16 protein-coding genes, 1 pseudogene and 1 riboswitch are annotated in these 24,831 nt (G+C 53.3%); of the genes and pseudogenes, 10 read left to right on the top strand and 7 right to left on the bottom strand.

What is annotated here, in order from left to right; genetic code table 11:
• Positions 1 to 324 precede the first annotated feature (324 nt).
• The gene (locus F456_RS0105745) at positions 325 to 606 is read right to left on the bottom strand and encodes a hypothetical protein (protein WP_018976049.1); all 282 of its coding nucleotides are present in this window, start codon (positions 604 to 606) and stop codon (positions 325 to 327) included.
• Between the two features lie 66 nt (positions 607 to 672).
• The gene (locus F456_RS0105740) at positions 673 to 1,374 is read right to left on the bottom strand and encodes a hypothetical protein (protein WP_018976048.1); all 702 of its coding nucleotides are present in this window, start codon (positions 1,372 to 1,374) and stop codon (positions 673 to 675) included.
• Positions 1,375 to 1,874: 500 nt separating this feature from the next.
• Between F456_RS0105740 and F456_RS0105735 the strand changes: the two genes are divergently transcribed.
• The 6 genes from F456_RS0105735 (at position 1,875) to F456_RS21855 (ending at position 12,749) form a co-directional block, all read left to right on the top strand.
• Complete coding sequence (locus F456_RS0105735) at positions 1,875 to 3,539, top strand: ABC transporter substrate-binding protein (RefSeq protein WP_018976047.1); 1,665 nt, start codon at positions 1,875 to 1,877, stop codon at positions 3,537 to 3,539.
• 190 nt (positions 3,540 to 3,729) lie between these two features.
• Positions 3,730 to 4,734, top strand: coding sequence for an ABC transporter permease (locus F456_RS0105730; protein WP_018976046.1), 1,005 nt, complete (start codon positions 3,730 to 3,732; stop codon positions 4,732 to 4,734).
• A 10-nt stretch (positions 4,735 to 4,744) separates the two neighbouring features.
• Positions 4,745 to 5,653: a nickel transporter permease gene (gene nikC, locus F456_RS0105725; RefSeq protein ID WP_018976045.1), complete on the top strand. Its 909-nt coding sequence runs from the start codon at positions 4,745 to 4,747 to the stop codon at positions 5,651 to 5,653.
• A 400-nt stretch (positions 5,654 to 6,053) separates the two neighbouring features.
• Positions 6,054 to 8,186, top strand: a complete 2,133-nt coding sequence (locus F456_RS23470) for an McrB family protein (protein WP_018976044.1) — start codon at positions 6,054 to 6,056, stop codon at positions 8,184 to 8,186.
• A gap of 900 nt (positions 8,187 to 9,086) precedes the next feature.
• Complete coding sequence (locus tag F456_RS0105715) at positions 9,087 to 10,430, top strand: cryptochrome/photolyase family protein (RefSeq protein ID WP_018976043.1); 1,344 nt, start codon at positions 9,087 to 9,089, stop codon at positions 10,428 to 10,430.
• Between the two features lie 135 nt (positions 10,431 to 10,565).
• Positions 10,566 to 12,749 carry a DUF2357 domain-containing protein gene (locus tag F456_RS21855; RefSeq protein WP_018976042.1) on the top strand — a complete coding sequence of 728 codons (2,184 nt, stop codon included), beginning with the start codon at positions 10,566 to 10,568 and terminating at the stop codon, positions 12,747 to 12,749.
• Positions 12,750 to 13,080: 331 nt separating this feature from the next.
• Here F456_RS21855 and abnB read toward each other — a convergent pair whose 3' ends face one another.
• Positions 13,081 to 15,501, bottom strand: coding sequence for an arabinan endo-1,5-alpha-L-arabinosidase AbnB (abnB, locus tag F456_RS0105705; RefSeq protein WP_018976041.1), 2,421 nt, complete (start codon positions 15,499 to 15,501; stop codon positions 13,081 to 13,083).
• 370 nt (positions 15,502 to 15,871) lie between these two features.
• Positions 15,872 to 16,177: a hypothetical protein gene (locus tag F456_RS0105700; protein ID WP_018976040.1), complete on the bottom strand. Its 306-nt coding sequence runs from the start codon at positions 16,175 to 16,177 to the stop codon at positions 15,872 to 15,874.
• A gap of 312 nt (positions 16,178 to 16,489) precedes the next feature.
• On the opposite strand from F456_RS0105700, the gene F456_RS0105695 reads away from it, so the two are divergent.
• From F456_RS0105695 to thiD, 4 genes are all read left to right on the top strand, one after another.
• Entirely contained in the window at positions 16,490 to 16,846 is a 357-nt protein-coding gene (locus F456_RS0105695; protein WP_018976039.1) for a YesK family protein, read from the top strand.
• Between the two features lie 66 nt (positions 16,847 to 16,912).
• Positions 16,913 to 17,017: riboswitch (TPP riboswitch) on the top strand.
• Positions 17,018 to 17,147: 130 nt separating this feature from the next.
• Positions 17,148 to 17,813, top strand: coding sequence for a thiaminase II (gene tenA / locus F456_RS0105690; protein WP_018976038.1), 666 nt, complete (start codon positions 17,148 to 17,150; stop codon positions 17,811 to 17,813).
• A gap of 89 nt (positions 17,814 to 17,902) precedes the next feature.
• On the top strand, positions 17,903 to 18,739 hold the full coding sequence (gene thiM / locus F456_RS21850) for a hydroxyethylthiazole kinase (RefSeq protein WP_051086699.1): 837 nt from the start codon (positions 17,903 to 17,905) through the stop codon (positions 18,737 to 18,739).
• A complete protein-coding gene (gene thiD, locus F456_RS0105680) occupies positions 18,736 to 19,608 on the top strand; it encodes a bifunctional hydroxymethylpyrimidine kinase/phosphomethylpyrimidine kinase (RefSeq protein WP_018976036.1) in 873 nt (290 codons plus the stop codon). Before thiM ends, thiD begins: the two co-directional genes overlap by 4 nt.
• Before the next feature lie 378 nt (positions 19,609 to 19,986).
• On the opposite strand, the gene F456_RS24235 is transcribed toward thiD, so the two are convergent.
• The 3 genes and pseudogenes from F456_RS24235 to yicI form a co-directional block, all read right to left on the bottom strand.
• Positions 19,987 to 20,139 (bottom strand): hypothetical protein, encoded by a 153-nt coding sequence (locus F456_RS24235; protein WP_018976035.1) that lies wholly within the window; start codon positions 20,137 to 20,139, stop codon positions 19,987 to 19,989.
• A 222-nt stretch (positions 20,140 to 20,361) separates the two neighbouring features.
• Positions 20,362 to 21,297, bottom strand: coding sequence for a prenyltransferase (locus tag F456_RS0105670; protein WP_018976034.1), 936 nt, complete (start codon positions 21,295 to 21,297; stop codon positions 20,362 to 20,364).
• Between the two features lie 1,361 nt (positions 21,298 to 22,658).
• Positions 22,659 to 24,797, bottom strand: a pseudogene (gene yicI, locus F456_RS21845) (alpha-xylosidase); the annotation flags it as partial.
• Positions 24,798 to 24,831: the final 34 nt, after the last annotated feature.

Raw genomic sequence — 24,831 nt, 5'->3', positions numbered from 1 at the left:
GTGTTTAACGCCAATTTGGCTCAAATAGCATGACTAGGATTCGTTAGAATTTGTAAAAGTCTTTTGGAGAGCAAATAGCGTGATTACGATTCGTTAGAATTGTTAAGCTCTGCAAATTGAAGCGTGCAGTCTGTACCTATACAGCTCGTACCCCGTATGCCTCCTGTACAGTCCATACAATATGTGCGTCACATGCACCCTGTAGCCTATGTGTCCCACATCCATGCCTTCCGCAGCCTATGCCAAATATATCAGTTTTCTCAGCCCCTAACCTTCTTCAAAAAGACGGCCTTTAAAAAGACTGCCCCGGCCACAACTTCCCGTTCAAGGACCAAACAGCAGCACAGCGAACGGAGTCAGCACCAGCACATACAGCAGCAGAACCGCCCAAGATCCCCACAGCACAACCCTGCATAAAACGGACTGATGACGGTGCGGGAACAGCAGCAGCATACCGAGTCCGGCACCCGTCAGGGCGACGAGAAATCCGGGCAGCCATTCGGATTCGTACAATCTGAAATTTACAGTAGGCGAGAAGAAGAGATAGGCGGCAGCGGCGGATATCAGCAGAACGAGTATGGCAGAAAAAAGTTGTTGGCTGCGCATGATAGAAGCCTCGCTTTCGTTAAGAGAATTATGAGAGCAAAAAAGATAGCGTTCCGTGCCATAAAGTTACTCAGCGGGAAGTTTCCCTTGCAGCGTGTAGAAAATTTCTTTGTGCTGCTTCCGGTCTTCGGCGGCGACATATTGTACGTTGAAATACCCCATTCGAACCTGATCGCCGATCAAGGTGAGATACGCGTTCAGACGATCTTCTGCATGCAGCCCGAGAGATTCGCGAATAGTTGGATGTTCCACGTTGAATTTGTACGTGTACGCCCGCTGCCCTTCAAAAGACTGCGGATTGGCTTCCGGAACCGTCCAATACTGCTGCGCAAGCTCCCAGACGGCTTCGCCTTTTTCCATCAGCGCCGAGTCGGTCGTACCAAGATGCTTGATATCGGTGAACCCTCTGGCTTGCAAATAAGCGATATACCTCTTGGTTTGCGCTTCGCGATCGATCAACTGAGGTGGGAGAGCGGAACCGATGAGCACGAATTCGCCTCGTTTTTCTTCGTCGGGCTTAAACATATAAGGCTGATCCGGTCGGTGCGACAGGGTGACGAGAACGGGATACGTAGGCAGCTTGGACCGTCTGGCTTCAATGTGCAGAATCTCCTTTTCGGCGACTCCCTGTTCGATCAAATAGATCCGCATGTCGCGCTCCAATCCGTGAAGTTTGAACTGCAGCGCAATAAATAAGGTGGTGGCAGTCAGCAGGACAGCGGCGAAAATGAGCAGAAATATCCGATGACTTTTTTTGATTTTTGGCATGGAAAATGCCCCCTTTGGATAGAAGAAGCTCTTTTTTGTATAGATCCAAGTCTCCAATTGAACGGGATAGACGGGGAGAAAGTTGCCTTGCATTAGAAAATAAATCCTGTTTGTGGAAAGGAGAGGACAAAGAGTTGAGGAGTGGAAAGGGAGCGAAACAGGAGCATTAGGCATAAAAGAACTGCGGCCAGGTCTTATTTAATCGATAGTCAATAAAAAAGCGAAAAGCTTTCCAAACGTTTCGATTTATGCTTGAAACTGCACTTATAGATGAAAAATATTTCACAGACAAACCAACTATATATGTTAATTAAAATTACACAAAACTAGATACTTAGAAATACATATTGCGAAATTGATCATATTTATGTAAGGTATAATCACTCGGACCGAAGCCAATGAGTGATAAACAAGCCAATATACATAACTGTTGTAACATGTTGGACTCAGCTGGGCTCCGTGTACGGGCAGAATGCGATCTTGAGGGGAGTGTACGATTTATGCGAAAAAGATTAGGATTCCTGTTTACGATGATGCTGTCACTGGTGCTTATTTTGGCAGCTTGCGGTGGAGGAGGAGGTACAGCCGAACCGGCAGCTTCCAACAATACAGGCGCTGAACCTGCTGCATCGGGAACGACTGCCGAAGGCGGCAGCGGCGGCACCTTGATTGTAGGGCGCGGCGGAGATTCTGCGGCACTTGATCCGGCGATTGTAACCGATGGCGAATCGCTGAAGATTGCTCAGCAGGTATTCGATCCGCTGCTCGCTTACAAAGCCGGTACGACTGAAGTTGAACCTGCACTGGCCGAAAGTTGGGAAATCTCCGAAGACGGACTGACGTATACGTTCAAGCTGCGGCAGGGCGTTAAGTTTCATGATGGGACGGATTTTGATGCTGATGCGGTCGTCTTCAATTTCAACCGCTGGAACGACCCGGAGAGTGAGTTCAAGTTCGAAGGCGATTCGTTTGATTACTACGATTCCATGTTCGGTCCTGCGGAAGCGCGTGTCATTAAGAGTGTAACGGCGCAGGACGCTTCGACGGTCGTATTCGAGCTGAATCAGCCGCAGGCACCGTTCCTGCAGAACCTGGCGATGCCTGCGTTCTCGATTGCCAGTCCGACGGCCATTCAGGAATCGGGTGCGGACTTCAAAGCAAACCCAATCGGAACCGGTCCATTCGTGTTCAAGGAATGGAAACGCAGCGATTCGATTACGCTCGACAAGAACCCGGAGTATTGGCAGGAAGGACTGCCGAAGGTTGATACAGTCATTGTCCGCTCGATCCCGGACAACACGGCACGCTTCAACGCTCTCCAGAACGGCGAGATCGACTTCATGGAAGATCTCAGTCCCGACGATCTGGCGACGCTGGAGAGCAACCCGGATCTGCAGAAGTTCAACCGCCCTCCGTTCAACGTCGCTTACCTGGGCTTCAACGTAACCAAGAAGCCGTTCGACGATCCGGCCGTACGTATTGCGCTGAGTCATGCAGTCGACAAACAGGGCATCGTCGACGCCTTCTTCGCAGGACAAGCGGAGCCGGCCAAGAACCCGATCCCGCCGTCGCTGTGGGGCTACAACGACAGCATCGAAGACTATCCTTACGATCTGGAGAAAGCCAAGCAGCTGCTGGCCGATGCCGGATACGCCAACGGAATCGAGCAGCCGCTGACGTTCTACGCGATGCCGGTATCCCGTCCGTACATGCCGGACGGCCGGAAGGTCGCCGAAGTGATTCAAGCGAGCTTCGCGCAGATCGGCGTAACGGTCAATATCGAATCGCCGGAATGGGCGACTTACCTGGACGATTTGAGCAAGGGCGAGAAGGACGATCTGTTCATCATCGGCTGGACGGGAGACAACGGCGACCCGGACAACTTCTTCTACCCGCTGCTCGACAAGGATTCCATCGGCGGCAACAACTACAGCCAATATGCCAGCGATCCGCTGCATGAGGTGCTGGTAAAGGCGCAGCAGGAGACGGATCAGGACGAGCGGACCAAGCTGTACGAAGAAGCGCAGGTCATCGTGCACGAAGATGCGCCTTGGGTGCCGCTCGTGCATTCCACACCGCTGCTGGCCGCTTCCAACAAGGTGCAAGGGTATGTACCGTCTCCGACAGGTTCAGAACCTTATGCGGAGATTTCGATCCAACAGTAATTTCGATCCGAGAGTAATTTAGATTCAACAGTAATTTGAGTTAATAGTAATTTCGGTCCAAAGGTAAGTTCAATCCAGCAGTAAAAAGGTTTTCTTCGGCCCGAGAGGGACGCCGCTCTGCGGCGGACTTTCGGGCCGTCCTTTGTACCAACGGGGCTACCCGTACCAAACCTACGGCGGGTGATAGACAATGAGTTCTTACATATTCAAAAGAATGCTGGTGCTTGTTCCGGTACTGCTGGGCATGACGCTGATCGTTTTTTCGATCATTCATGCCATACCGGGCGATCCGGCGGATACGATTCTGGGGGAAAAAGCGACTGAGCAGTCCAAGCAGGCACTGCGCGATCAGTTGGGACTCGACAAGCCGTGGCTGCAGCAGTATTTCAGTTATCTAGGTGATCTGCTGAGCGGCGATCTGGGGAACTCGATCCGTACACGCGCACCGATCTCACAGGAGATCGGACCGTATCTGGCGGCGACGTTCGAGCTGACGATGGCGAGTATGCTGTTTGCCGTACTCATTGGCGTTAACGCGGGAATTATCAGCGCATGGAAGCACAATTCATGGTTCGACTACGTCAGTATGCTGATTGCGCTGCTCGGCGTCTCGATGCCGGTATTCTGGCTCGGTCTGATGGAGCAGTGGATCTTCGCCAATGAGCTGCGCTGGCTGCCTTCGAGCGGTCGGATGAACGCGCGCGATCCGATGGAGGCGGTCACCGGCTTCTACGTGCTCGACGCAATCATTCAGGGACAGTTCGCGCAGCTCTGGACGGTCACGAAACATTTGGTGCTGCCGGCGATCGCGCTCGGCACGATTCCGATGGCGGTCATCGCGCGGATGACACGTTCCAGCATGCTGGAAGTGATGCAGCTCGATTATGTGCGCACGGCGCGGGCAAAAGGGCTGTCGCAGTTTGCCGTCGTGTACCGGCATGCGCTCAAAAATTCGTTTATCCCGGTGCTGACGGTTATCGGTCTTCAGACAGGCGCGCTGCTTGGCGGTGCGGTGCTGACTGAAACGATTTTCGCTTGGCCGGGTGTAGGACGATACATTTTCGAAGCGATCAGCAATCGGGATTATCCGGTCATTCAATCCGGCATTCTGATTGTCGCGGTCATCTTCGTCTTAATCAATCTGCTGGTGGATCTGCTGTACGTCGTGTTCGATCCGCGGATCCAGTATAAATAGGGGGAATAGTATGAGCGATGCATTCCTGAAAGCCGATATTCGTCCGTCCGAAAATCTGGCGAACAAAAAAGTGCAGCCCGGCCCCTGGCGGGAAGCAGCCCGATCGTTTGTACGTAACAAAACGGCTGTCGTCGGTCTGAGTCTCGTGGTCTTCTTCGTGCTGCTGGCACTGGCCGCGCCGCTGATCATGCCGTTCGATTACAAGGCACAGGTGCTGTCCGACCGTCTGCAGCCGCCGTCCGGCGAGCATTGGTTCGGAACCGATGATCTGGGCCGTGACGTGTTCAGCCGCGTGATCTACGGTGCACGTATCTCGCTCTGGGTCGGCTTCCTGTCGGTTGTCGGTTCGATCGTGATCGGCACGCTGCTCGGTATCGTCGCCGGGTTTTACGGCAAATGGGTGGATATGATCATTTCACGCGTATTCGATATTTTGCTGGCCTTCCCGGGTATTCTGTTGGCCATCGCCATCGTAGCTATTCTCGGTCCGTCGCTGCAAAACGCCTTGTATGCGATCGCGATCGTCAACATTCCCACCTACGGTCGGCTGGTCCGTTCAAGGGTGTTGTCTCTGCGGCAGGAGGAATTCATTACGGCGGCGCGTGCGCTTGGCGCGAACGACAGCCGTATTCTGTTCAAGCATATTCTGCCGAACAGTCTGACGCCGATCATTGTCCAGGGAACACTGGGGGTTGCGACAGCGATCATTGAAGCGGCGGGACTCGGTTTCCTGGGGCTCGGCGCCCAGCCGCCGGAGCCGGAATGGGGCAAGATGCTGTCCGATTCCCGGCAGTTCCTCCAGACCGCGCCGTGGACCGTCATTTTTCCGGGCCTGTGTATTCTGCTGACGTCGCTCGGCTTTAACCTGATGGGCGACGGACTGCGCGATACGTTCGATCCGAAGATGAAGGGCAGATAATGCCGCATAAGAAAGGTGCCGCACAAGAAAAGGTTGTCCGGAACGCCAAAGGCGTGCCGGGCAGCCTTTTTTGTCTATTCGTTAATAAAGCTGTTTATCCGTGTGCATCAAGAAGCTGTTCCCTTCGTTTCAGGGAGCGGCTTTTTGCTGTTTGGGTATAACCTTTATAAGAGTGTTTATCGATACCGGTTTGTTTTATATAAATGTTCGGTTTAGCCCGCTTGATTTCCACTTAAAAAGTGTGCGATTCAAGCGAATGTAAACCGACTGCTTGAGTCAGACAAGCTGCTACGTTCTTAGATATCATATGCGTTCTTAGATATAATGTGATCTATAGAAGAAACTCATCGAAGAAATCCGGGCTGATGCCCGACGATCTGTAACGGAGGAGTACGTCATCATGATCAAACAAAACGGAAGCTGGTGGAAAGATGATCGCATCCCCGGCCTGATCGCGCGCAAACAGGTCGACGGATTTCTGTTCGGGCACGGCTTCGAGATTCCGGCCGATTTCTACCCGGATTTCATAGAAGCATGCGGCGGTTCTCTTCCGGCAATTGGCGAGAGCCGGCCGATCCGTCTGTTGCACGAAAACGGCGGCGTGTACGCCACCTACGAGGCCCGCTTGGAGCACTGGCGTATCGCTGTGCCGAGCGGCAAATCCTCGCTTGAAGTTCGCTACGACTCCAACAAGGAGTTGAAGCAGTTCCTGCTGTCGGTCTTCTCCTCCACTTATTTGGAAGTGAAGGAATGGGCGGCTCGTTTTGTCGATCAAGCGAATCGCCAGAACGGTACCCGCGTGCAGAACCGCGAATACGGCCCGGCCGGCGTCTATGCCGCTGCGGCAGAGGCAGGTCAGACGCAGACAGGTCAGACGCAGACCAGCCAGATGCCGACCGGCCAGGCACAGGCGGGTGCCGCCGGGAATACAGCTTCCGGCAGCCGCCGTATTCCGCCGCGCGGCACAGCGCCGGATAAGGGCGCCGTCCGCAGCCCGTTCGATACGCCGGATGCATATCTGCCGCGTGAAGACCGCGCCGAATATCTCTATTTGTACCGCACGGATACGCCGTTTACGTATCGGCTGGAGCTGCGCCCCCTGGGCGGCCAAGAGATGCGTCCTTCGCATTTCATTATTGCGGAGACTGGCGCCGAATACTTGGTCGCTCCCCCGCAGGCCGAAGACGGGCGGTCAGATGAAGATTCAGCGGCACTTTCTCCTGCTGAACCGGCTCCACCGCATATTCCCGACGACGAAGTTCGCGCCGCGATAGCCGGTGTGTCGGCTTACATCCGGCAGCGGGGCTTTTCATTCCCCGATGGATTGGTGGAGCATTTCTATCTGTCCCTCAAGACCCGTCCGTTTGTGATCCTCGCGGGCATATCTGGTACGGGCAAGACGCAGCTTGCGCGGCTGTTTGCGGAAGCGCTCGGCGCGGCGCCGGACAACGGGCAGTTTACGCTTATTCCGGTGCGTCCGGACTGGAGCGATCCCGCCGATCTGATCGGCTATAGGGACCTGTCCGGTGTCTTCAAGCCTGGACCGCTGACGCTGGCGTTGAAGGAAGCATCACGTCCGGGCAATGCCGACAAGCCTTATTTTATCGTGCTGGATGAGATGAATCTGGCACGGGTTGAGCATTACTTTAGCGATGTGCTGAGCTTGATGGAGACACGCCGGCGATCGATCGGACGGAAAGACAGGACGGCCGATCCCGCAGGATTGGCAGGACTCACAGGTCCTGCCGATCGCGGGCATTCGACCGATCCGCAGCGTCTGGCGCACCCGCTCGGGGAGATCGTGACGCAGCCGCTGCTGCCGGAATCGATGTTCGATCGTCGGGAAGACCGCGAAGAATACGGCAATCTGTATATTCCGGGCAATGTGTATGTAATCGGTACAGTGAACATGGACGAGACCACATATCCGTTCAGCAAAAAGGTTCTCGACCGCGCCGGCACAATCGAGTTCAATCATATCGACTTGATGCAGCTGCCGCAGCTCTATGCCGAAGCCGAGCAGGAAGAGGAAGCGCTGCTGGCGGACCGGCATCTGCTGGGCAGCGATTATCTGCAGCTGGTAGACGCTATGGGAGACTATGCCAAGCTGATCGAACGGACGGCTGAAGAACTGTCGGAGATCAACGGAATGCTGGAAGAAATCCAAGCACACGTCGGATTCCGGGTGCGCGACGCAATCTGCTTCTATCTGATCTACAACGAGCGTTTTAAGCTGATGACGCGCGCGGAAGCTTTCGATGCCCAACTGATGCAGAAGATTCTGCCCCGCATCCAGGGAAGCCGTTATTCGGTCAAAAGGGTGCTGCTGGATCTGCTGCGCCACTGCCTCGGCAGCGAGGCGTCCAAAGCATTCGACTGGCGTGAGCTGGAAGATTCCGCGGAAGCCGTCTACTCGGGACGGCGCAGCCGGGAGTCGCTGGCGGCGGCTCGTTATCCGCAGAGTGCGCGCAAGATATCGTACATGCTGCGGCGGCTGGACGAAGATGGGTTTACGTCATATTGGCTGAGCTAATTGGATGAAGTCGCATAGGATCGCATGACTTTGTTGAGTTGGCCGAATTGAATGGCCGACACGATGCGACTCTATGCAGATCCATGCAGCTCTATGCAGCTCTACAGCTGTGTTCCGCAGCCAAATGCTGCGAGTACGCAAAAAAAAGCGGATTTTCTTTCGAGAGAACATCCGTGAAGGGACTTAGAAACCCTGCACAATCTAGCACACCAATGAATCTTAATTCGTGGGATGCTTTTATCTAGTTATGAGCGTTTAACAAATTCTAATTCGTTAAATGCTTTTAATCAGTTAGGAGCCTCTAAGGAGTGCTAATTCATTAAACGCTTTAATCAGTTGTAAGACTCTAACGAATCCTAATTCGTTAGACGCCCTTAATCAGCTATGGCATCTAACGAATCCTAATTCGTTAGATGCCCTTAATCAGCTATGGTATCTAACGAATCCTAAACACGCTATTCGCTCTTCAGACGGCTTTTTTAAATTCTAACGAATCCTTATCACGCTATTTAGGCCGAATTGATTGTAGAAAGTCCTAACTGCAGCAAATAAGAATATCAGGATTCGTTAGATTCTGAAAAAGACCGAAAAGTGAGGAATAGCGATATCAGGATTCGTTAAACGATAAGAAGCCAAAGAAGCCTAAAGCCAAAAGTGCTCAAAAAAGTTCAAAGTAGCTCAAATAAGCTCGAATGTTAAGATTCCCAGCTCTGCGTCCGGCGAGCACCTGCAAATTATCGGAATCCGGCAGGATCGGTTAGGATGAGAAACATGGATAATCGTCTTAAAAAGAAACATAGACCATAAAAAAGATACACAACCATAAAGAAATAAAGATCATAAAAGAGACACAAACCATAATCGCACTGCAGATCTCACTGCCGGAAGGGAGATTTTACTTTGAAATTGTTCATTCACCGGAAAGACCTCCGCACCGGAGACCTTGCCGCTTTCGACTACCTGCAGGAAGCCGGGGCTCCGGTGATGCATCTGCTGATTCTCGATCCTTTTTTGCTGCAAAAAGGCCGGGACAAAGAGCACAGCGGCGTCAACTTTCTGCGTCACGTCAGACGGCTGCGCGATCTATACGAGAAGGAAGGGCGCACGCTGCATATCGTTTACGGCGCGCCGGACGAGGTGCTGGACCGTCTGCTGAACATGCTCAAAGGAGGAGAATTGGAGATCGACGAAGTCGTTGTTCACCGGGACTTTACGCCGTATGCGCGCGACCGCGATCGCAAGCTGACAGAAGCGGCCGATAAGCATGGAGCTGCATTCACGCCGCTGCTGGATACGCTGATGATCGATCCCCAGACATTCGCTGAGTTCACGGGCAAGGACGGGTACTACAAGATCTTCGCGCCTTTTCACCGGAAATGGCTTGAATATCTGGCGCATGCGCCGAACGAACCTTCCTCGACTGTACTTAGCGATCTGACGGAGGGACAGGTGGACCGGGAGTGGGCGGACGAATTCCGTGTTCCGTTTGATCTGAATGATTACGAGCCGGCGGACGAATGGACGGAGAAACTGGAGCCTTTTCTGCAAAATGGTATCGAAGAATACGGTGACAAGCGCGACTATTACCCGGAACTTCCGGCGAGCGGCATCAATCCGCACGTAAATGCCGGAGCCGTTTCGATCCGCGAGCTGTATGCCCGGGCGACCCGTCTGGAGAACAGCGATGAGTGGGTCCGCCAGCTGGCGTTCCGCGAATTCTACTATTATCTGGCGATCTATGACGAAGACTACTTCTCCTACGAGAAAAAGTATGATCTCTCGGCGCTGACCGACGAACATTTCGAGCGCTGGGCCAAAGGGGAAACCGGTATTCCGGCGATTGATGCGGCTATGCGGGGATTGAACGAGAGCGGACTGATGCCCAACCGGCTGCGGATTCTGTGTGCCATGTTCCTGACCAAAAATCTGCAGTGCCCGTTTACGCTGGGAGAAAAATATTTCCGCCGCAAGCTGCTGGATTACGACAACGTTCAGAACCGCGGCAACTGGCTGTGGTGCGCGTCGCTCGGGGCGAATTCCGCTCCGTACTTCCGCGTGGTAAATCCGGTGACCCAGTCCGAAAAATACGATCCGAACGGCGAACATATCCGCGAATGGCTGCCGGAACTTACGGAGGAAGACGTCGCAACAGTGCATCAGCCGCGCCCCGACGCTATCGTCGATCTGAAAGCTTCTCGCGCAGCAGCGATTGAGGTGTACAAAGGAATTGTGAATGGAAGTTGAAGGTATGGACAATTATTAGAAACCACTAGAGAGGCTTAAGTGGGAGCATCATAGGCGATAAGGTTGCGAATAAGGTACAGGTAAAAGAAAGTACAAGTAACAAAAATCAATTCTCTTGTTGGAGGACTGGAATCTATGACCTTTTACCGGCCGCCTTCTGCCGATGCCGCTTTCGATTCCAGCACCGAACTGCTGCGGATCGAGTGCAATCTGTTCGAACTGTATATTGCGGGAGAGCCGTTTCATGAAGCGGCCGAACGTCTGGCGCTGCACCGCGATCCAGGCAGCGGTGAACGGCTGACGGCCCGTTTCGAAGCCGCCGTACAATCGCCCAGGCTGGCAGACTGCCGGATACGTCTCTTTTCACCGGAGACCGGACAGTCCGAAGAATGGGAGCCGGGGATGCCGGCGTTTCCTTGTTTTTACGAAACCAAGACCTACGAACTGACGCTGATCAAGGCCGATCCGGCGCTGGAGCTGACTTTTCATCATGAAAACGTCAATCTGCGCGGACGGATCAAGCCAAGAGGAAGCAGCGTGCTGTCCGGCACACTGGATTTCGGCAGCGAGATCGGGGAGACGGACCTTGAGATTCGCCTGAACGGCCGTCCCGTGCTGACGATCGGAATCGAGATTTTTCCGGCCAAGCTGGATTACCGGCGGGATTACGTTCGACTGATGGATGAAGTGAATGAAGAAGCCTACGACCTGACCTTTGATTTTCTGCGCCGGACTTATCGCCCTGCCGGAGAAGCGGAGACGCCGAGACAGAGCCTGACCGAATTCCATGCCATTCTTCGCCGGGTGTTCGAGCGGCTGGAGAGTGCCATGCTGCAGATCGAGAGCAATCCTCATCAGCGTCTGGAAAAAGAGCATCGGTTGATGGAGAGCGGACGGGTCCGCCGGGCGGGCCGATCCGCGCTGGACGATCTGCGCCGGCATCCACAGCGACTGAAGGCGGATGAACGGGGATGGCTGGAGATCGATCTGGCGCCGAGTCATCTTCATTCGTCATCCGGCAGCAATCGGGAGAGGTCCGGCGGACCGTTGAGGTTTGGGAGTCCGATGCGCTATACGCCGGATCGTCTGCTTGAGACGCGCCGGGTCATCTCGACCGATACGGACGAGAACCGTTTTCTTCGCTGGATGCTCGAACGCACGGTCCGGCGTGTGGAAGAACTTCGGCGGGAGCTGCAGGAGAGCCGTCCCGGACGCGACCCGCTGCTGGTTGCGGAACTGGAGCGGATTCGGCGGCGAATCGGCGTCATGCTGAATGCGGACTTCCTGCGCGATGCCGGTCCGCTGCGGCGGATGAATGTCAGTCTCGTGCTTCAGATGGCTCCGGGCTACCGGGAAATGTACAAGCTGCATCTGCTGCTGCTCAAGGGGCTGTCGATCCGTGAAGGAATGCTTCGGTTATCGCTTAAGGACACGGCGCAGCTGTACGAGTATTGGTGCTTCTTAAAACTGCACCGTCTGTTGAAGCAGCGGTGCCGGATGATTCGCCGTGAGGGTTCCGGTATTGATCGGAGTGGTCTGTTCCCGTCATTGATTCGCGGCGGATTTTCCCGTATTGAGTACGAGCATCGGGAGAGTGGGACTATAATATCGCTGCTCTACAACCCGTCGATATTTGGCCGAAACAGACCAACAACGGAACAGCGTCCCGATCTGCTGCTGACCCTGCGCCGGCCTACTGCTCCTGAGCGGACTATTCCAGCCGCAGCGGGATCGGAAAGCAGCGGACAGGAGCAAAGTCGTGAAGCCGAGGACAAGGGGAACAATATAGGGAACGATAAAGATAACAATAAAGAAAACAATAAAGAGAATGATGAAGAGAACGATAAAGGGATGAGAAGTACGAAGGAAAACACGAAGGAGAGCGTAAAGGAAAGCGTAAGGGGCGACGTGCAAGACCAAGCGCAAAACAAAGAGCAAGACCAAGCCCAAGATAAAGCCCAAGATAAAGCCCAAGACAAAGAAGTCACTTTCGTACTGGACGCCAAATACCGGCTTGATCCGGCTGTTCCCGGCAGCAGCTACGCTTCACGATACGGAACGCCGGGACCGCTGGAAGAAGATATCAATGTCATGCACCGATATCGGGATGCCATCGTGCACCGCAGCGAAGGCAGCGACAAATACGAGCGGAGCGTATCGTCCGCCTGTGTGCTGTTTCCATACACGGATGAAAAGGAATATGCGGAGCACCACTTTTATCGAAGCATCAGCAAAGTTGGAGTAGGTGCGCTGCCGTTTCTGCCCGGTGCAACGAGTCTTGCGGAGCGTTGGTTAGACGATCTGTTGGAAAACAAGTAAGAAAACAAGTAAGAGTACGCTCAGAGAGAGGTCAGACAAGTTCGTACATCTGCCTTGTCGGGGATTACATGATTAGAGAATCATAGTGAAACACAGCAAACCCCAGAAAATCCTAGCAAAACGTAGAGAAGCACAGTAAATCTCAGCAAATCTCAGTAAATCTCAGCAAATTTCATTAAAACATAGTAAAAGCCGGTGTCTGCGGACAGAATCCGCAGACACCGGCTTTTGTTGGTGCTCTTGGTGCATCTCATGTTATGCAGCTTATGCTGTGCATCTTATGCTGTACTGCCGTATGATTCGCTTACTTCATTTGCTTTATCTCACTTCATTACTTGGCCAGCTTCGCAATTTCCGCAGCGCTCAGCGCTTTGTCGTAAATGCGTACTTCATCCATGCTGCCTTTGAAGTAAGCATCGGATGCGAAGCGGCTCTTGCCGAGCCAAGCTTCGGTTGTTTTCAGATCGCGAGGATCGTAAGTCATTTGGCTGTTCGATCCGACTGGCTTGCCGTCGAGGTACAGCGTACCTGTATTGCCGGAGATCGTAACGGCGACGTGCACCCATTTGCCTGTAGGCAGCGGGGAAGAAGTCAGGATGCTCTGGTCTTTGCCTTCACGATGGATGGTGAACTGAACGCCCTGACCCTGCGACGGTGTCAGGAACATATGTCCTTCCATACCTTTGCCAAAGTCCATGATTCGCTGCCAAGCCGCTCCGCCGTCCCACTTCACCCAACCTGCGAAGGTAAAGTCCTGTGCGTCGGTCACAGCTCCCGGAAGATTCACGTAACCGTCTTTGCCGTTCAATTGAACAGCTTTGCCGCTCTTGCCGCCTTTGACGTACGAAGCGCCGTTCACGAGGGTACCGTTGTATCCGTTCGGCGAAGCGTCTTTCAGACGGTTTTTCGATGCATCTTCGAAGCTGTACGAAGCGATCAATGGACCCTGCGCCGCTGCCGGCACGGTCACCTTGAACGTTTTGTTTTTCTTGACGCTGCCGTTCGTAATCGTAGCGGTGAGCGTCACTTTAGCATCGCGCTGCTTTGCGGCAGGACGCGTGACTTTGCCGGTGTTCGACACAACGGCCGGATTCGACGATTTCCAAGTAATCTGAGTACCCTGCGTACCGGAAGTCGGCAGTGTCAGGTCATAGTAAACGTCGCCGGAAGTGCTCAGTGTGAGCGCCTTGCTGACAGCGGATACCGCGTCTTTGGCTTTGGAGGAATCGACTTTGGTTCCCCACACCCCGACGCCTTCTTTCGACAGAGCGCTCAGCGTCAGCGTTTTTTCACCTGTTACCGGATGCGTCTCGCGCAGGAACACGCCTTTGTAAGTCTGACCGCCTGTTGTGATCGTGACATTGTTTGTGCCGTCCAGTTTCCAAGTGCCGGATACGGCGCCGCCCAGTGTACCGTCAGCTTTCAATGTAATGGAAACGTCGGTGACGATATCGGCGCTGATCTCTTTGGTTTGTGCAATCCAGCGGTAGCTGCCCGGAATCTCGGAAGCTTTGACTGCCGCCAATGTATCGGTTTCGCCTGCATAACGGTATGGAGCCACAACCGGCCAGCCGTCTTCGTTCATAAACATTTCGTGTACGCGAATCTCATGCTGCTCGCCGCGTCCCGGGAAACGGGAGTGGAAGATCAGGAACTGTTTGCCGGTCTTTTCGTCGTAATAAGCGGAGTTATGCCCCGGAGATACGGCGCCGAAGCCGATTCCTGTGCCTGGCTCGCCCAACTGTCTTTCGAACAAGTAGTTGCCGATCAGCTTGACGCCGAAAGGCTCGATCGAATCGTCGTCAAACAGCGGCTTGCTCGGATCGGATTTGACGTTCGTCATATCGTTGCCCGCTGCGTCGAGGAAAGGGCCGTCCGGTGTCTTGGAACGAACGACACGCAGGTTGTAACCGCCGATTGCGTCAAGTCCGCCGAACGAGAGGTACATGTAGTAATAGTCCGTCTCCGGGTTGTACAGCATGTAAGGACCTTCGATTCGGCTGTGATTGCCGCCGATCAGCTTTTTGCCGTAACCTTGGCCTGGCAGCGGCTTGCCGGTAGTCGGATCCATTTCCATAATGAAGATACCGCCGGAGTAAGAACCATAGACCATCCACAGTTTGCCGTTTTTATCGAAAAAGACGTCCGGGTCGACCGCGTTAGGATGCACTGTTGCGTCGTAGATCGTGCCGTCTTCACTTTCTTGATCCCACATGCCGGATTTCAAGAAGATGCCCGTGTCTTTGTAAGGGCCTTCAACTTTGTCGGCAACTGCAATGCCCATGGCCGAACGCGGGGAATCGCCTTTACACGCATTGTAGTACATGTAGAATTTGCCGTCCGCCAATTGGATTACGTCAGCCGCCCACAGCGTATCGGTCTCCGCCCAATCCAGAGCTTCTTTCAGTTCCGTTTTCACATTCGGGATAATTGGGTTGTCGTTCGTTACGCCGGAGGCGATCTGATCCCAATTGATCAGATCCTTCGACTTGGCTGCTGCCAAATGCGAACCGAATACATAGAACGTATCGCCGACTTTGATGACGGAAGGATCATGTACGGAAGCTTCGCGGAATACCGGTGCTTTTGCCTTGGCGTTAAAAGTCGGCAGTTCGACAGACTTGTGCAGAGCTGCAGGTGCGGCAGACGCTGACAAACCGTTCGCAGGAGAGATTGCCCCGGCGGAAGCCGGAAGCAGCAGGGCGGCGGTAATGACGGTAACTCCAGTCTTGTATCCAAAATTCTTTTTCATTCATAATCTCCTTTATGATTGTTTTAGTTAATTAAAAAGTTAATCTAATTAAGTATTTAGTGATTAGATTTATATAATGCTGAATCTTGAATGCGCTTGCAATAAATAATAAACATAAATCACATATGATTTCAAGGTATATTTAAAAAAAACAAAATAGCATGCCCGTTAATATAGCACTTAGGTTAATCAAATATTCATATAAGCCGAGTTGTATAAGTTATAAAAAGCCTAAGGGTTTTTTATATTCAATGTTTACTGGAAAATGCAAGCAAAGCGCATTAAAACGAGAAAAGCTCCTAAACCCGCTAATGCAGGATAGGAGCTTTTGTATAAACAAGTGTGAGAAATTATCGAAAATTGCATCTAATCAGCCGACGGCGGGAAAAGGATTATGCTTCAAGCAGACAAGGGTGACGTAACCGTCATGTACAGATACGACCGCGCGTGTTGTACGTTCGCCGTACAAAATGTAGGAACAGCCGTTGTCGCGTCGGCCTTCGTACTTGTCGATCCTGCGTGGTGCACGGAGAAACTCACTCAGCATTTCGCCGTCGAAATGGGCACGTTCCATGTCCCGTTCCGCACGTTCGGTGAAGAGCAGTCGTTTCCGTTCCAGCGCCTCTCTCAAATGTGCCGCAATGATTTCCGAGTCCAGTTCGTGGGATTTGATCATCAGTAAGCCTCCTTCTGCTTTCTTGCGTTTTCGCGTTTTCGCTTTAATGAACAACTGTTTTTGCTTAACCCCTATTTTTGCATAAAAATGCTTGCTCCGTAAAGAAGTTTAATAGACCAGCTGTCAAAAAGAGTGAAAGGTGCTGCATAAATATAAAATTCTTATTCAGCTGTAGATCAAGGGCTTTTGGGTTGATCCGAAAAGTATAAAAAGATTCGTTGGCCCCGATTCGCTTGGTTGACGTAGGGCGTTTTTTTGTATAATCTGAATTTCATTGAACAAAAAGCTTTCTGACTCTTCTAAAATGTGGGATTGAAACATAAAATTAACAATATTTTTACTTCTTTGATGGGCATTTATGATATTCTCGTGGGCAAGGAGGTGTTCAAGCTGAACGGCATCGTTTTACTGTCAGTCTCCACGTTTATCATCCTGATGGGCGCTTCATACTTGATCTACAAAAAATATCCTTACCGGCAGCAGCTCACATATATTCCATCGGGAACGACATTGCTGACAAGTTTTATAATGATCTTTATAAGCTTCGATCTGAACCGCTTTGACGGCTTGACGATGAGCGCTGCAAGTGTGGCGATCGGACTTGCAAGTCTTGCGGCTTTTATGTGTTTACCGCTGATCGATTATTATTTCCGCTACCGGCAGCATTGACAAGACATAGCGGGAGAAGCTACAGTAGACACGTAACACAGCTTGCCCGTTCGTCAATCGAATATCGCATTCCACTGGGGGAGCCGCGGCGCGGCTGAGACAAGAACAGTTCTTGGACCCTTCGAACCTGATCCGGCTCGTACCGGCGTAGGGAAGTGGAGCCGGTCCTTATCTGCAACGGATATATTTATCCCTTATACATCCAACAGGAACCGCTCCATTTCGGAGCGGTTTTTTTGCGTTCTCTCTCGTGGAATGGGTACCGAGCGGCAGCCCAAACTTATCGGAGGTGCATCATTTTATGTCTTTCACTGAAGAACTTCGCCGCGGGGCCGACCCGATCTATCAAGCTATCTTTAAGCATCCTTTCGTACGCGGTATTGCAGAAGGGACTCTGGACAAGGAACAGCTGATCCACTATGTGAAACAGGATTTTGAATACCTCAATGCGTACATGCGCATCTACGGCATTGCCATTTCCAAATGCGAGAATCGCGAGCATATCCAGATGTTCAACGAGCAGATCGCGTTTATTCTGAACAGCGAGATTCATCCGCATCAGAATTTCTGCGATCGGGCCGGTGTAACGTACGAAGAACTGCAGGGTTACCCGCTTGCTCCATCCGCACATCATTATATCCAGCATATGCTGACTTCGGCCTATGAAGGTACATTGGAAGATATTTTGGCCGCACTGCTGCCTTGCCCGTGGACGTATGCGGAGATTGGAGAACGGCTGCTGGAAGAAGTAAAACCGGGACCGGATCATCCGTTCTACGAATGGATGCAGTTCTACGGCAGCCGCGGAGCGGGCGTCACGGATAAAATGCGCGTGCTGCTTGACGAGTGGGCGGGGTCGCTGAGCGAATCGCGCAAGCTCAAACTCAAAGAACAGTACGATTCCAGCTGCAGATTGGAGTATATGTTCTGGGATATGGCTTACAAGCTGGAAGAGTGGCCGGTCTAAAAGAGGGTCAGGCGGCTGCGCAGAAATCGGAGCGGTCGCAGCAAAGCGGCACAAGCTGCGGCGACAAAGAAATCGGGAGGCTGACAAGTATGGAAAAAGAACTGGGCGGATTGTTGGACAAGCTGCACAGTGAGCGACCGTTGGTACATAACATCACAAATACGGTGGTGACGAACTTTACAGCTAACGGTCTGCTGGCACTGGGCGCATCGCCAGTGATGGCTTATGCGCGGGAGGAAGTCGCGGACATGGCGAAGATCGCCGGCGCGGTAGTGCTTAATATTGGAACGCTGACGGAAGAGCTGGTCGAAGCCTGCATCATCGCGGGACAAGCGGCGAACGAAGTCGGTGTGCCGGTACTGCTCGATCCGGTGGGAGCCGGAGCTACGCCTTACCGGACGGACTCGTCGCTGCGCATCCTGCGCGAAGTGAAAGTCTCGATCGTGCGGGGCAATGCGGCAGAGATTGCGCATCTGACCGGTGAAATCCGCGAGATCAAGGGAGTGGACGCCGGAGCAGGCGGCGGCGAAGCGCAGGTGGATCTGGCGGTACGCGCGGCGATCAAACTGGGCACAGCAGTTGCGGTGACAGGCCGCGAAGATGTCATTACGGACGGAGCATCGGGATACGTCGTAAGCGGCGGCGATGAACTGCTTGCCCGTGTAACGGGTGCAGGCTGCCTGCTCACATCGGTGATGGGTGCATTCGCGGCCGTGGAGCGGGATATGCTGAAAGCTGGAGCGGCTGCGATGGCTCTGTACGGAGCCGCTGCCGAATCGGCAGTATCCGCATCGGGCGGCCGCGGTCCGGGCAGCTTCCAGGTCTCGCTCTTGGATGAGCTGGCGGGACTCCGCTCCGATTCTATGTCTGAAGGCAGGGTCCGGGCTTTGTCTCTCTCGCCGGTAATCGGCGGAGGTGCAAGATGACGGCGCCGCGCGGACTCACGATCGCCGGATCAGACAGCGGCGGCGGTGCCGGTCTGCAGGCCGATCTGAAGACGTTTCAGGAACTAGGTGTCTTCGGCATGTCGGCTGTAACTGCGGTAACCGTGCAGAATACGCTTGGCGTCAGCGGCGTCTATCCGATGACGGCTCGTGCGGTAGCGGAGCAGATCGATGCCGTCGGTTCGGATATCGGAGTCGATGCGCTGAAGACCGGCATGCTGTTCGATGCGGAGATCATTGAAGCGGCTGCTGCGCGAATTTCCGCTTTCGGCTGGACCAATGTGGTAGTCGATCCGGTGATGATCGCTAAGGGCGGTGCGGAACTGTTGAGATGGGAGGCGGTGGAAGCGATGAAGCGGCATCTGCTGCCGCTTGCCCTTGTTGCTACGCCGAATATTCCGGAAGCCGAGGTACTGGCCGGGATGAAGATCAAGACGATGGAAGATCGCCGTGAAGCGGCGAAGCGCATCGCCGGATACGGAGCGAAGACCGTCGTGATCAAAGGCGGACATGCCGGGGAACATGGAGAAGAAAAAGCGCAATCGGAAAGTGGGGAATCCCGAACGTCCGTGCAGGATCTGGTCGTCGATCTGGTCTATGACGGCCGCGGCTTCGAGGAATTGTCGGGAGTGCGCATTCCGACACGCCATACGCATGGCACGGGCTGTACGTTCTCGGCCGCAATCGCCGCACGATTGGCTGCGGGCTCGAATGTACGCGAAGCGGTACGAACCGCGCGCGATTTCATCCAGGCCGCAATCGAAGGTGCGCCTGAGCTGAATCTGGGCGGAGGACATGGACCAACCGCCCATTGGGCTTATCGCCGCCGAATTGGCGTAGGGCAGGGATAAGCAAGGCGGCGGGAAAAGGGAAAAGCGAAAAGCGAAGAGGCAAGGGGTACAAGACAGGAGGCGGACAGGCGGCCGCTGTAAAGCCGTCTTCTGCCGCGCCGATGAATCTTTCGGTCCGACCAAACAGACAAACAGACAAAACGACAAACAGGCCTTCTGTCTTAGATGGAGGGTCTGTTTGTCATTCCAATTAATCCCGATGCAAACCGATCAAGGCAGACAAAAATCCCGCCAGAGCACGCGGAAAAATACCCGTAGCGAGTGCGAAGGCGGGTGGGTTAGCACATCCATCAGTTTGAAGAGCGGACAAGCGAGAAATGCAATCAACATAGGATGTTGAATTATGTAGGCGAAGAAAATCCGCGATTGTCCGCAGGATCAGTCGAGAAACGTCAGGACCGACGAAGACGACGGTGCGGGTGTACTGTGGCTGGCCAGTGAAGCGGCTCCGTGACTCCACGTCCAAGCGCTCGTCAGCAGCAGCGCAGCGGCCATTGCCAACAGCCACTTATTTTTGTTGCGGTCAGGCATGTTAGACCTCCTTTTCTGAAAATGACAATTATATTTCTTTTGTTTTTTCTATTTTAAAACAGGTTTGCCGTTAAGGCTATAATTTCCTTTTCTTTTTGCTTGATCTTTCCAAATTTCATGGGGTAATCTTGCTTCGAAAAATCGATAAAACGCAAAAAAACCGCCCTAAGGCGGTAGGAAGACGGAAAAATCGGAATGTATCAGAACCTGATTCCGACTTTGTTAAAAAGGACTGAAGCCCTGCACGAACATCGCTGCAATCAGGATCGCTCCGCAGCGAATCGTCATTGTCATGGACATGGCCATAAGCGATTTGTAGGACTGCAGATTGCGTTCGCTTCGCATGCTGCGGTACATCCGGATAAGCGGCCAGGCCGTAATCAAGGCAAGCAGTGCGTACACCGGCAGCGTATTCGTCAGCACGCAGACAATCACGCTCAGACAGACGAGCAGGAAGATGACGGTCGAAAGGCGGAACGATCTCGATTCGCCGAGCGAAACGACGAGCGTGCGTTTTCCGACCTGACGATCCGTTTTCCAATGCAGGAAATGATGGTTGAAAAAAACAAGCGTCGTCAGCAGGCCGATCGGCAGCGATAGCGGCAGCAGCTTCCAGTCAAAATGCGAGGTTTGGACATAAAAAGCGCCCATGACCGGCAGAACGCCGAAGCAGATCACATGCGCCAATTCGCTTGTGCCAAGACCCCAGTAACCGAAACGTACCGGAGGCGCCACATAGAAGAAGGCAAGAAATCCACCTATGACGCACAGCGGAATGACTCCCCAACCGCTGGTCAGGAACAGGATCAATCCGCTGAGAGCCGCTATTCCTCCCATCAGAAGAGTTACGCCAAGGAATACCGGCAGACTCCAGATTTTCTGGGTCAGAAAGCCGGAATCGGTCGAAGCCGTATCTTCTGTTTCGTAGGCTGCCACATCCGCGCCGCTGAGGTAGTCCCAGAAGTCATTGAACATGGTAGAGAATAGATGCGCGGCACAGGAGCCGATCAGCGCGATCAGGAATAAGACGGGATGAAAAACGTCGTTCCATAAATAAGCTGCCAGAGTCCCGAGTGCAATGCAGATGACCATGATCGGAAGAAACAGCATGCGGGAAGCCTGAGTGAACTGCTTGAGCCGCAGAATGACATTGGACAAAATCTCGCCTTCTTTCGAGTGGAGTAGAATGGAGTACGCGTGCAGCGAACCCCGCAATATTTTAAACTTAAACGTTTAGGGCCTGTATGCAAACCTGTTTCCACAAAATCCAAAAGAGTTTATTGAAGGTGTAATAGGGGGAAAGAAAATAAGTGCGCTTATACACTTATTTTTCTCACATTTTTAACTTTCGCTGAAATAAGTGCTCCCATACACTTATTTCAGCGTTTTCGCGTTTCTAACCTTACTTTTATGTGAAATAGTTGCACCTACGCACTTATTGTACGATTAGGTGAGCTTTTGCGGAAAATAATTGCATATAAGCACTTATTGGGCCTTACCTTAAATCTTATTGATGGAATCTTATTAGACGCTTTTTATTAGAAGTATCCTATTCATCGTTTCTTGTTGAACGCGTCTTATTCAGCATTTCTTATGGGACGCGTTCCATTACGGCATATACGCGAACCAATAATTGGCTTCGTATTTACGTTCAAAGACTTCATTTGAATTTGGAAACCAGACCTGGGTGTTGAAAGCATCTTCTATTCGAAAAAGTTGATGAGTTTGCGTACATGCCCTAGTAAGGTTAACAAACAGGCGAATAATTTCTGCGGAGCAGCCGGGCTGGAAAGCAGGAGGTCGAGGCGAAAAAAAGCGGCCCGTCTATTGGAGACAGGCCGCTCGACTTAACGGCGGTTCAGTGTAATGGTAAATGAGCCGTTTCTGTCCGGTGTCAGCATGACGCCCTGCTCAGTGACAGTAAACTCTGCTCCATCGGCGGATTCGATAGAGCCGATTCCCCGAAGCACAAGCGTCCAAGGGCGTCGAGACATTGCGGCCTCAAAACCTGGGGATGCGCCTTCTACCGAAGACGAAGAAGTCTCTACCGGCGAAAGCGGGGATGTGTCTGCCGCCGAAGACGAAGAAGTCTCTACCGGCGAAAGCGGGAATGTGTCTGCCGCCGAAGATGAAGAAGTCTCTACCGGTGGAAGCGGGAATGCATTTGCCGCCGAAGACGCAGAAGTCTCTACCCGCGGAAGCGAAGCTGCATCTGCCATCGTCGAGGTTACCGTTAATACTCGCCCGTCGCGTCGTACGGCGACGGACAATTCAGGCTGTCGCTTCTTCGAAGCTGCGTCGGCTCCCCGGCCTATGTCTCGGTCCACATTCCATGCGTCCCGTTCCGCGTCCTGAACGTCAAGGTCCGCGTCCCAGTCCGTGCCCCGGTCCCGGTCCGTGCTTCGGATGTCCTGATCCGCGTCCCAGTCCGCGCTCCGGCCCGTCTCCCATAGGTTCTGCTCCGCGCCCTGATCCGCCTCCCGTGCGTTCCGCTCCGCGCCCTGACTCTCGGGATCGCCAAGCGTCACGGCCTCGCTTCCGGACACCGCATAAATCTCCGCGCGTGCCTCGCGGCCATCCTCCAGTGCGAACAGATGCAGCTCCGCACCGTCGACATAGTCATAATCCGGACGCGAATGATCCGCGCCAAGCGCCAGCAGACTGTTCGGCCGTACGAATAACGGCAGACTGAAATAATCGTACTGTTCGCGCCGCCAGCGTCCGCCCTGAACTTCTTCGCCGCTGAGCAGGTGGGTCCAGCGGCCTTCCGGCAAATAATAGAGCGCTTCGCCGCGCTCGTTGAAGATCGGCGCTGCGAGCAGCGAGCCGCCCAGCATGTATTGGCGGTCCAATTCCTCGCATGCCGGATCTTCGCCGAATTCCAGCAGCATGGCCCGCATCATCGGCAGGCCGCTCTCCGCCGCTTCGATCGAAGCCGCGAAGAGATACGGCATCAGGCGCATTTTGAGAGCGGTGAAGTGCCGCAGCACTTCACTCGCCTCTTCGTCAAACAGCCACGGTACCCGGTACGACTGGCTGCCGTGCAATCGGCTGTGCGAAGACAGTAGGCCGAATGCACTCCAGCGCTTGTAGATGTCCGGCGAAGCCGTGTTCTCGAAGCCGCTAATATCATGACTCCAGAATCCGAACCCGCATAGGCCAAGCGACAATCCGCCGCGCAGGCTTTCGGCCATCGAGACGTAGGAGGCTGTGCAGTCTCCGCCCCAGTGTACGGGGAACTGTTGGCCGCCTGCCGCTGCCGAACGGGCGAATACGAGAGCCTGGTCGCGTCCTTTGACCTCTTCCAGCACTTCAAATACGGCTTTGTTGTACAGCAGTGTATAGTAATTATGCATTTTCACCGGATCGGAGCCATCATGGTAGACAATGCCTTCTGTCGGGATCCGTTCGCCAAAGTCCGTTTTGAAGCTGTCTACGCCCATTTCGATCAAGGGGCGAAGCTTGGACTTGAACCATTCCGCCGCTTCCGGATTCGTAAAGTCCACTAGCCCCATCCCGCCCTGCCAACGATCCCACTGCCATACGTCGCCTTCGGTCGTTTTGACCAGATAGCCGTTCTCCATCCCTTCCCGGAACAAGTACGACTTCTGCCCGATATAGGAATTGATCCATACGCAGATATGCATGCCTTTGGCTTTGAGCCGATCCAGCATGCCTTGAGGATCCGGGAACTGCTCGGTATCCCAGCGGAAATCGCACCACTGGAATTCCTTCATCCAGAAGCAGTCGAAGTGGAACACATGCACCGGAATATGCCGCTCAAACATGCCGTCAACAAAGTGATTGACCGTATCTTCGTCATAAGGAGTCGTGAACGAAGTGCTCAGCCACAGGCCGTATGACCAAGCGGGAGGCAGAGCGGGGCGTCCGGTCAGTGCCGTGTAGTTTTTCAATACTTCTTTCAGCGTGTCGCCGCCGACGATATAATAGCGCAGCCGCTCGCCGGGAACGCTGAACTGTACTTTTTCCACCTGTTCCGAACCGACCTCGTACGATACTTTTTCCGGATGATCGACGAACACGCCGTAGCCAAAGCTCGACAGATAGAACGGGACGTTTTTGTACGCCTGCTCGCTGCACGTCCCGCCGTCTTCGTTCCATAGATCGACCACCTGGCCGTTTTTGACAAAAGGAGTGAAGCGTTCGCCAAGCCCGTAGATGCGCTCACCGACGCCAAGATCAAGCTGTTCGCGCATATAACTTCCATCCGCCGTTTTGAGGTGTCCCGGGCTTTTGAAGCCGCTGCCTGTCAGCCGCCGATCCCGGTAGTAGAAGTGAGTGCTCCAACCATTATTTTTATCGATACGCACGCTCAAGTTTCCGCTGGTCAGCACTGCTGCCTCGTCGTCTTCCGTTACGATCGGCTGTGTATCGGCATCAATATTTTTGTCAAAATGGGGTCCGATTATCCGCTTCCCCTCGTGATGCACCGATTCCACGCAGATCACGTCGGGCATCGGAGAAGAATAGCGGAAAGTGAGGATAGCCGTATTGAGCGTGTCTCCGCGGGTAACAATCTTTTTGCAGGCAGCGAATGCTTCGATCCCATCCTGCTGCACATGCAGATCGCGCACTTCCACCGGATAATTCAGCGTTATGCCGGGTCTCATGTGCCAGTAGCCGTCGGTGAATTTCATTCGGGTTCCCTCCCGGATGTTGATGAGAATGATT

This window comes from Saccharibacillus kuerlensis DSM 22868 (assembly GCF_000378145.1).
GTDB lineage: Bacteria > Bacillota > Bacilli > Paenibacillales > Paenibacillaceae > Saccharibacillus > Saccharibacillus kuerlensis.
The sequence above is the reverse complement of the archived record's forward strand: the minus strand, read 5'-3'. Positions and strand labels throughout refer to the sequence as shown.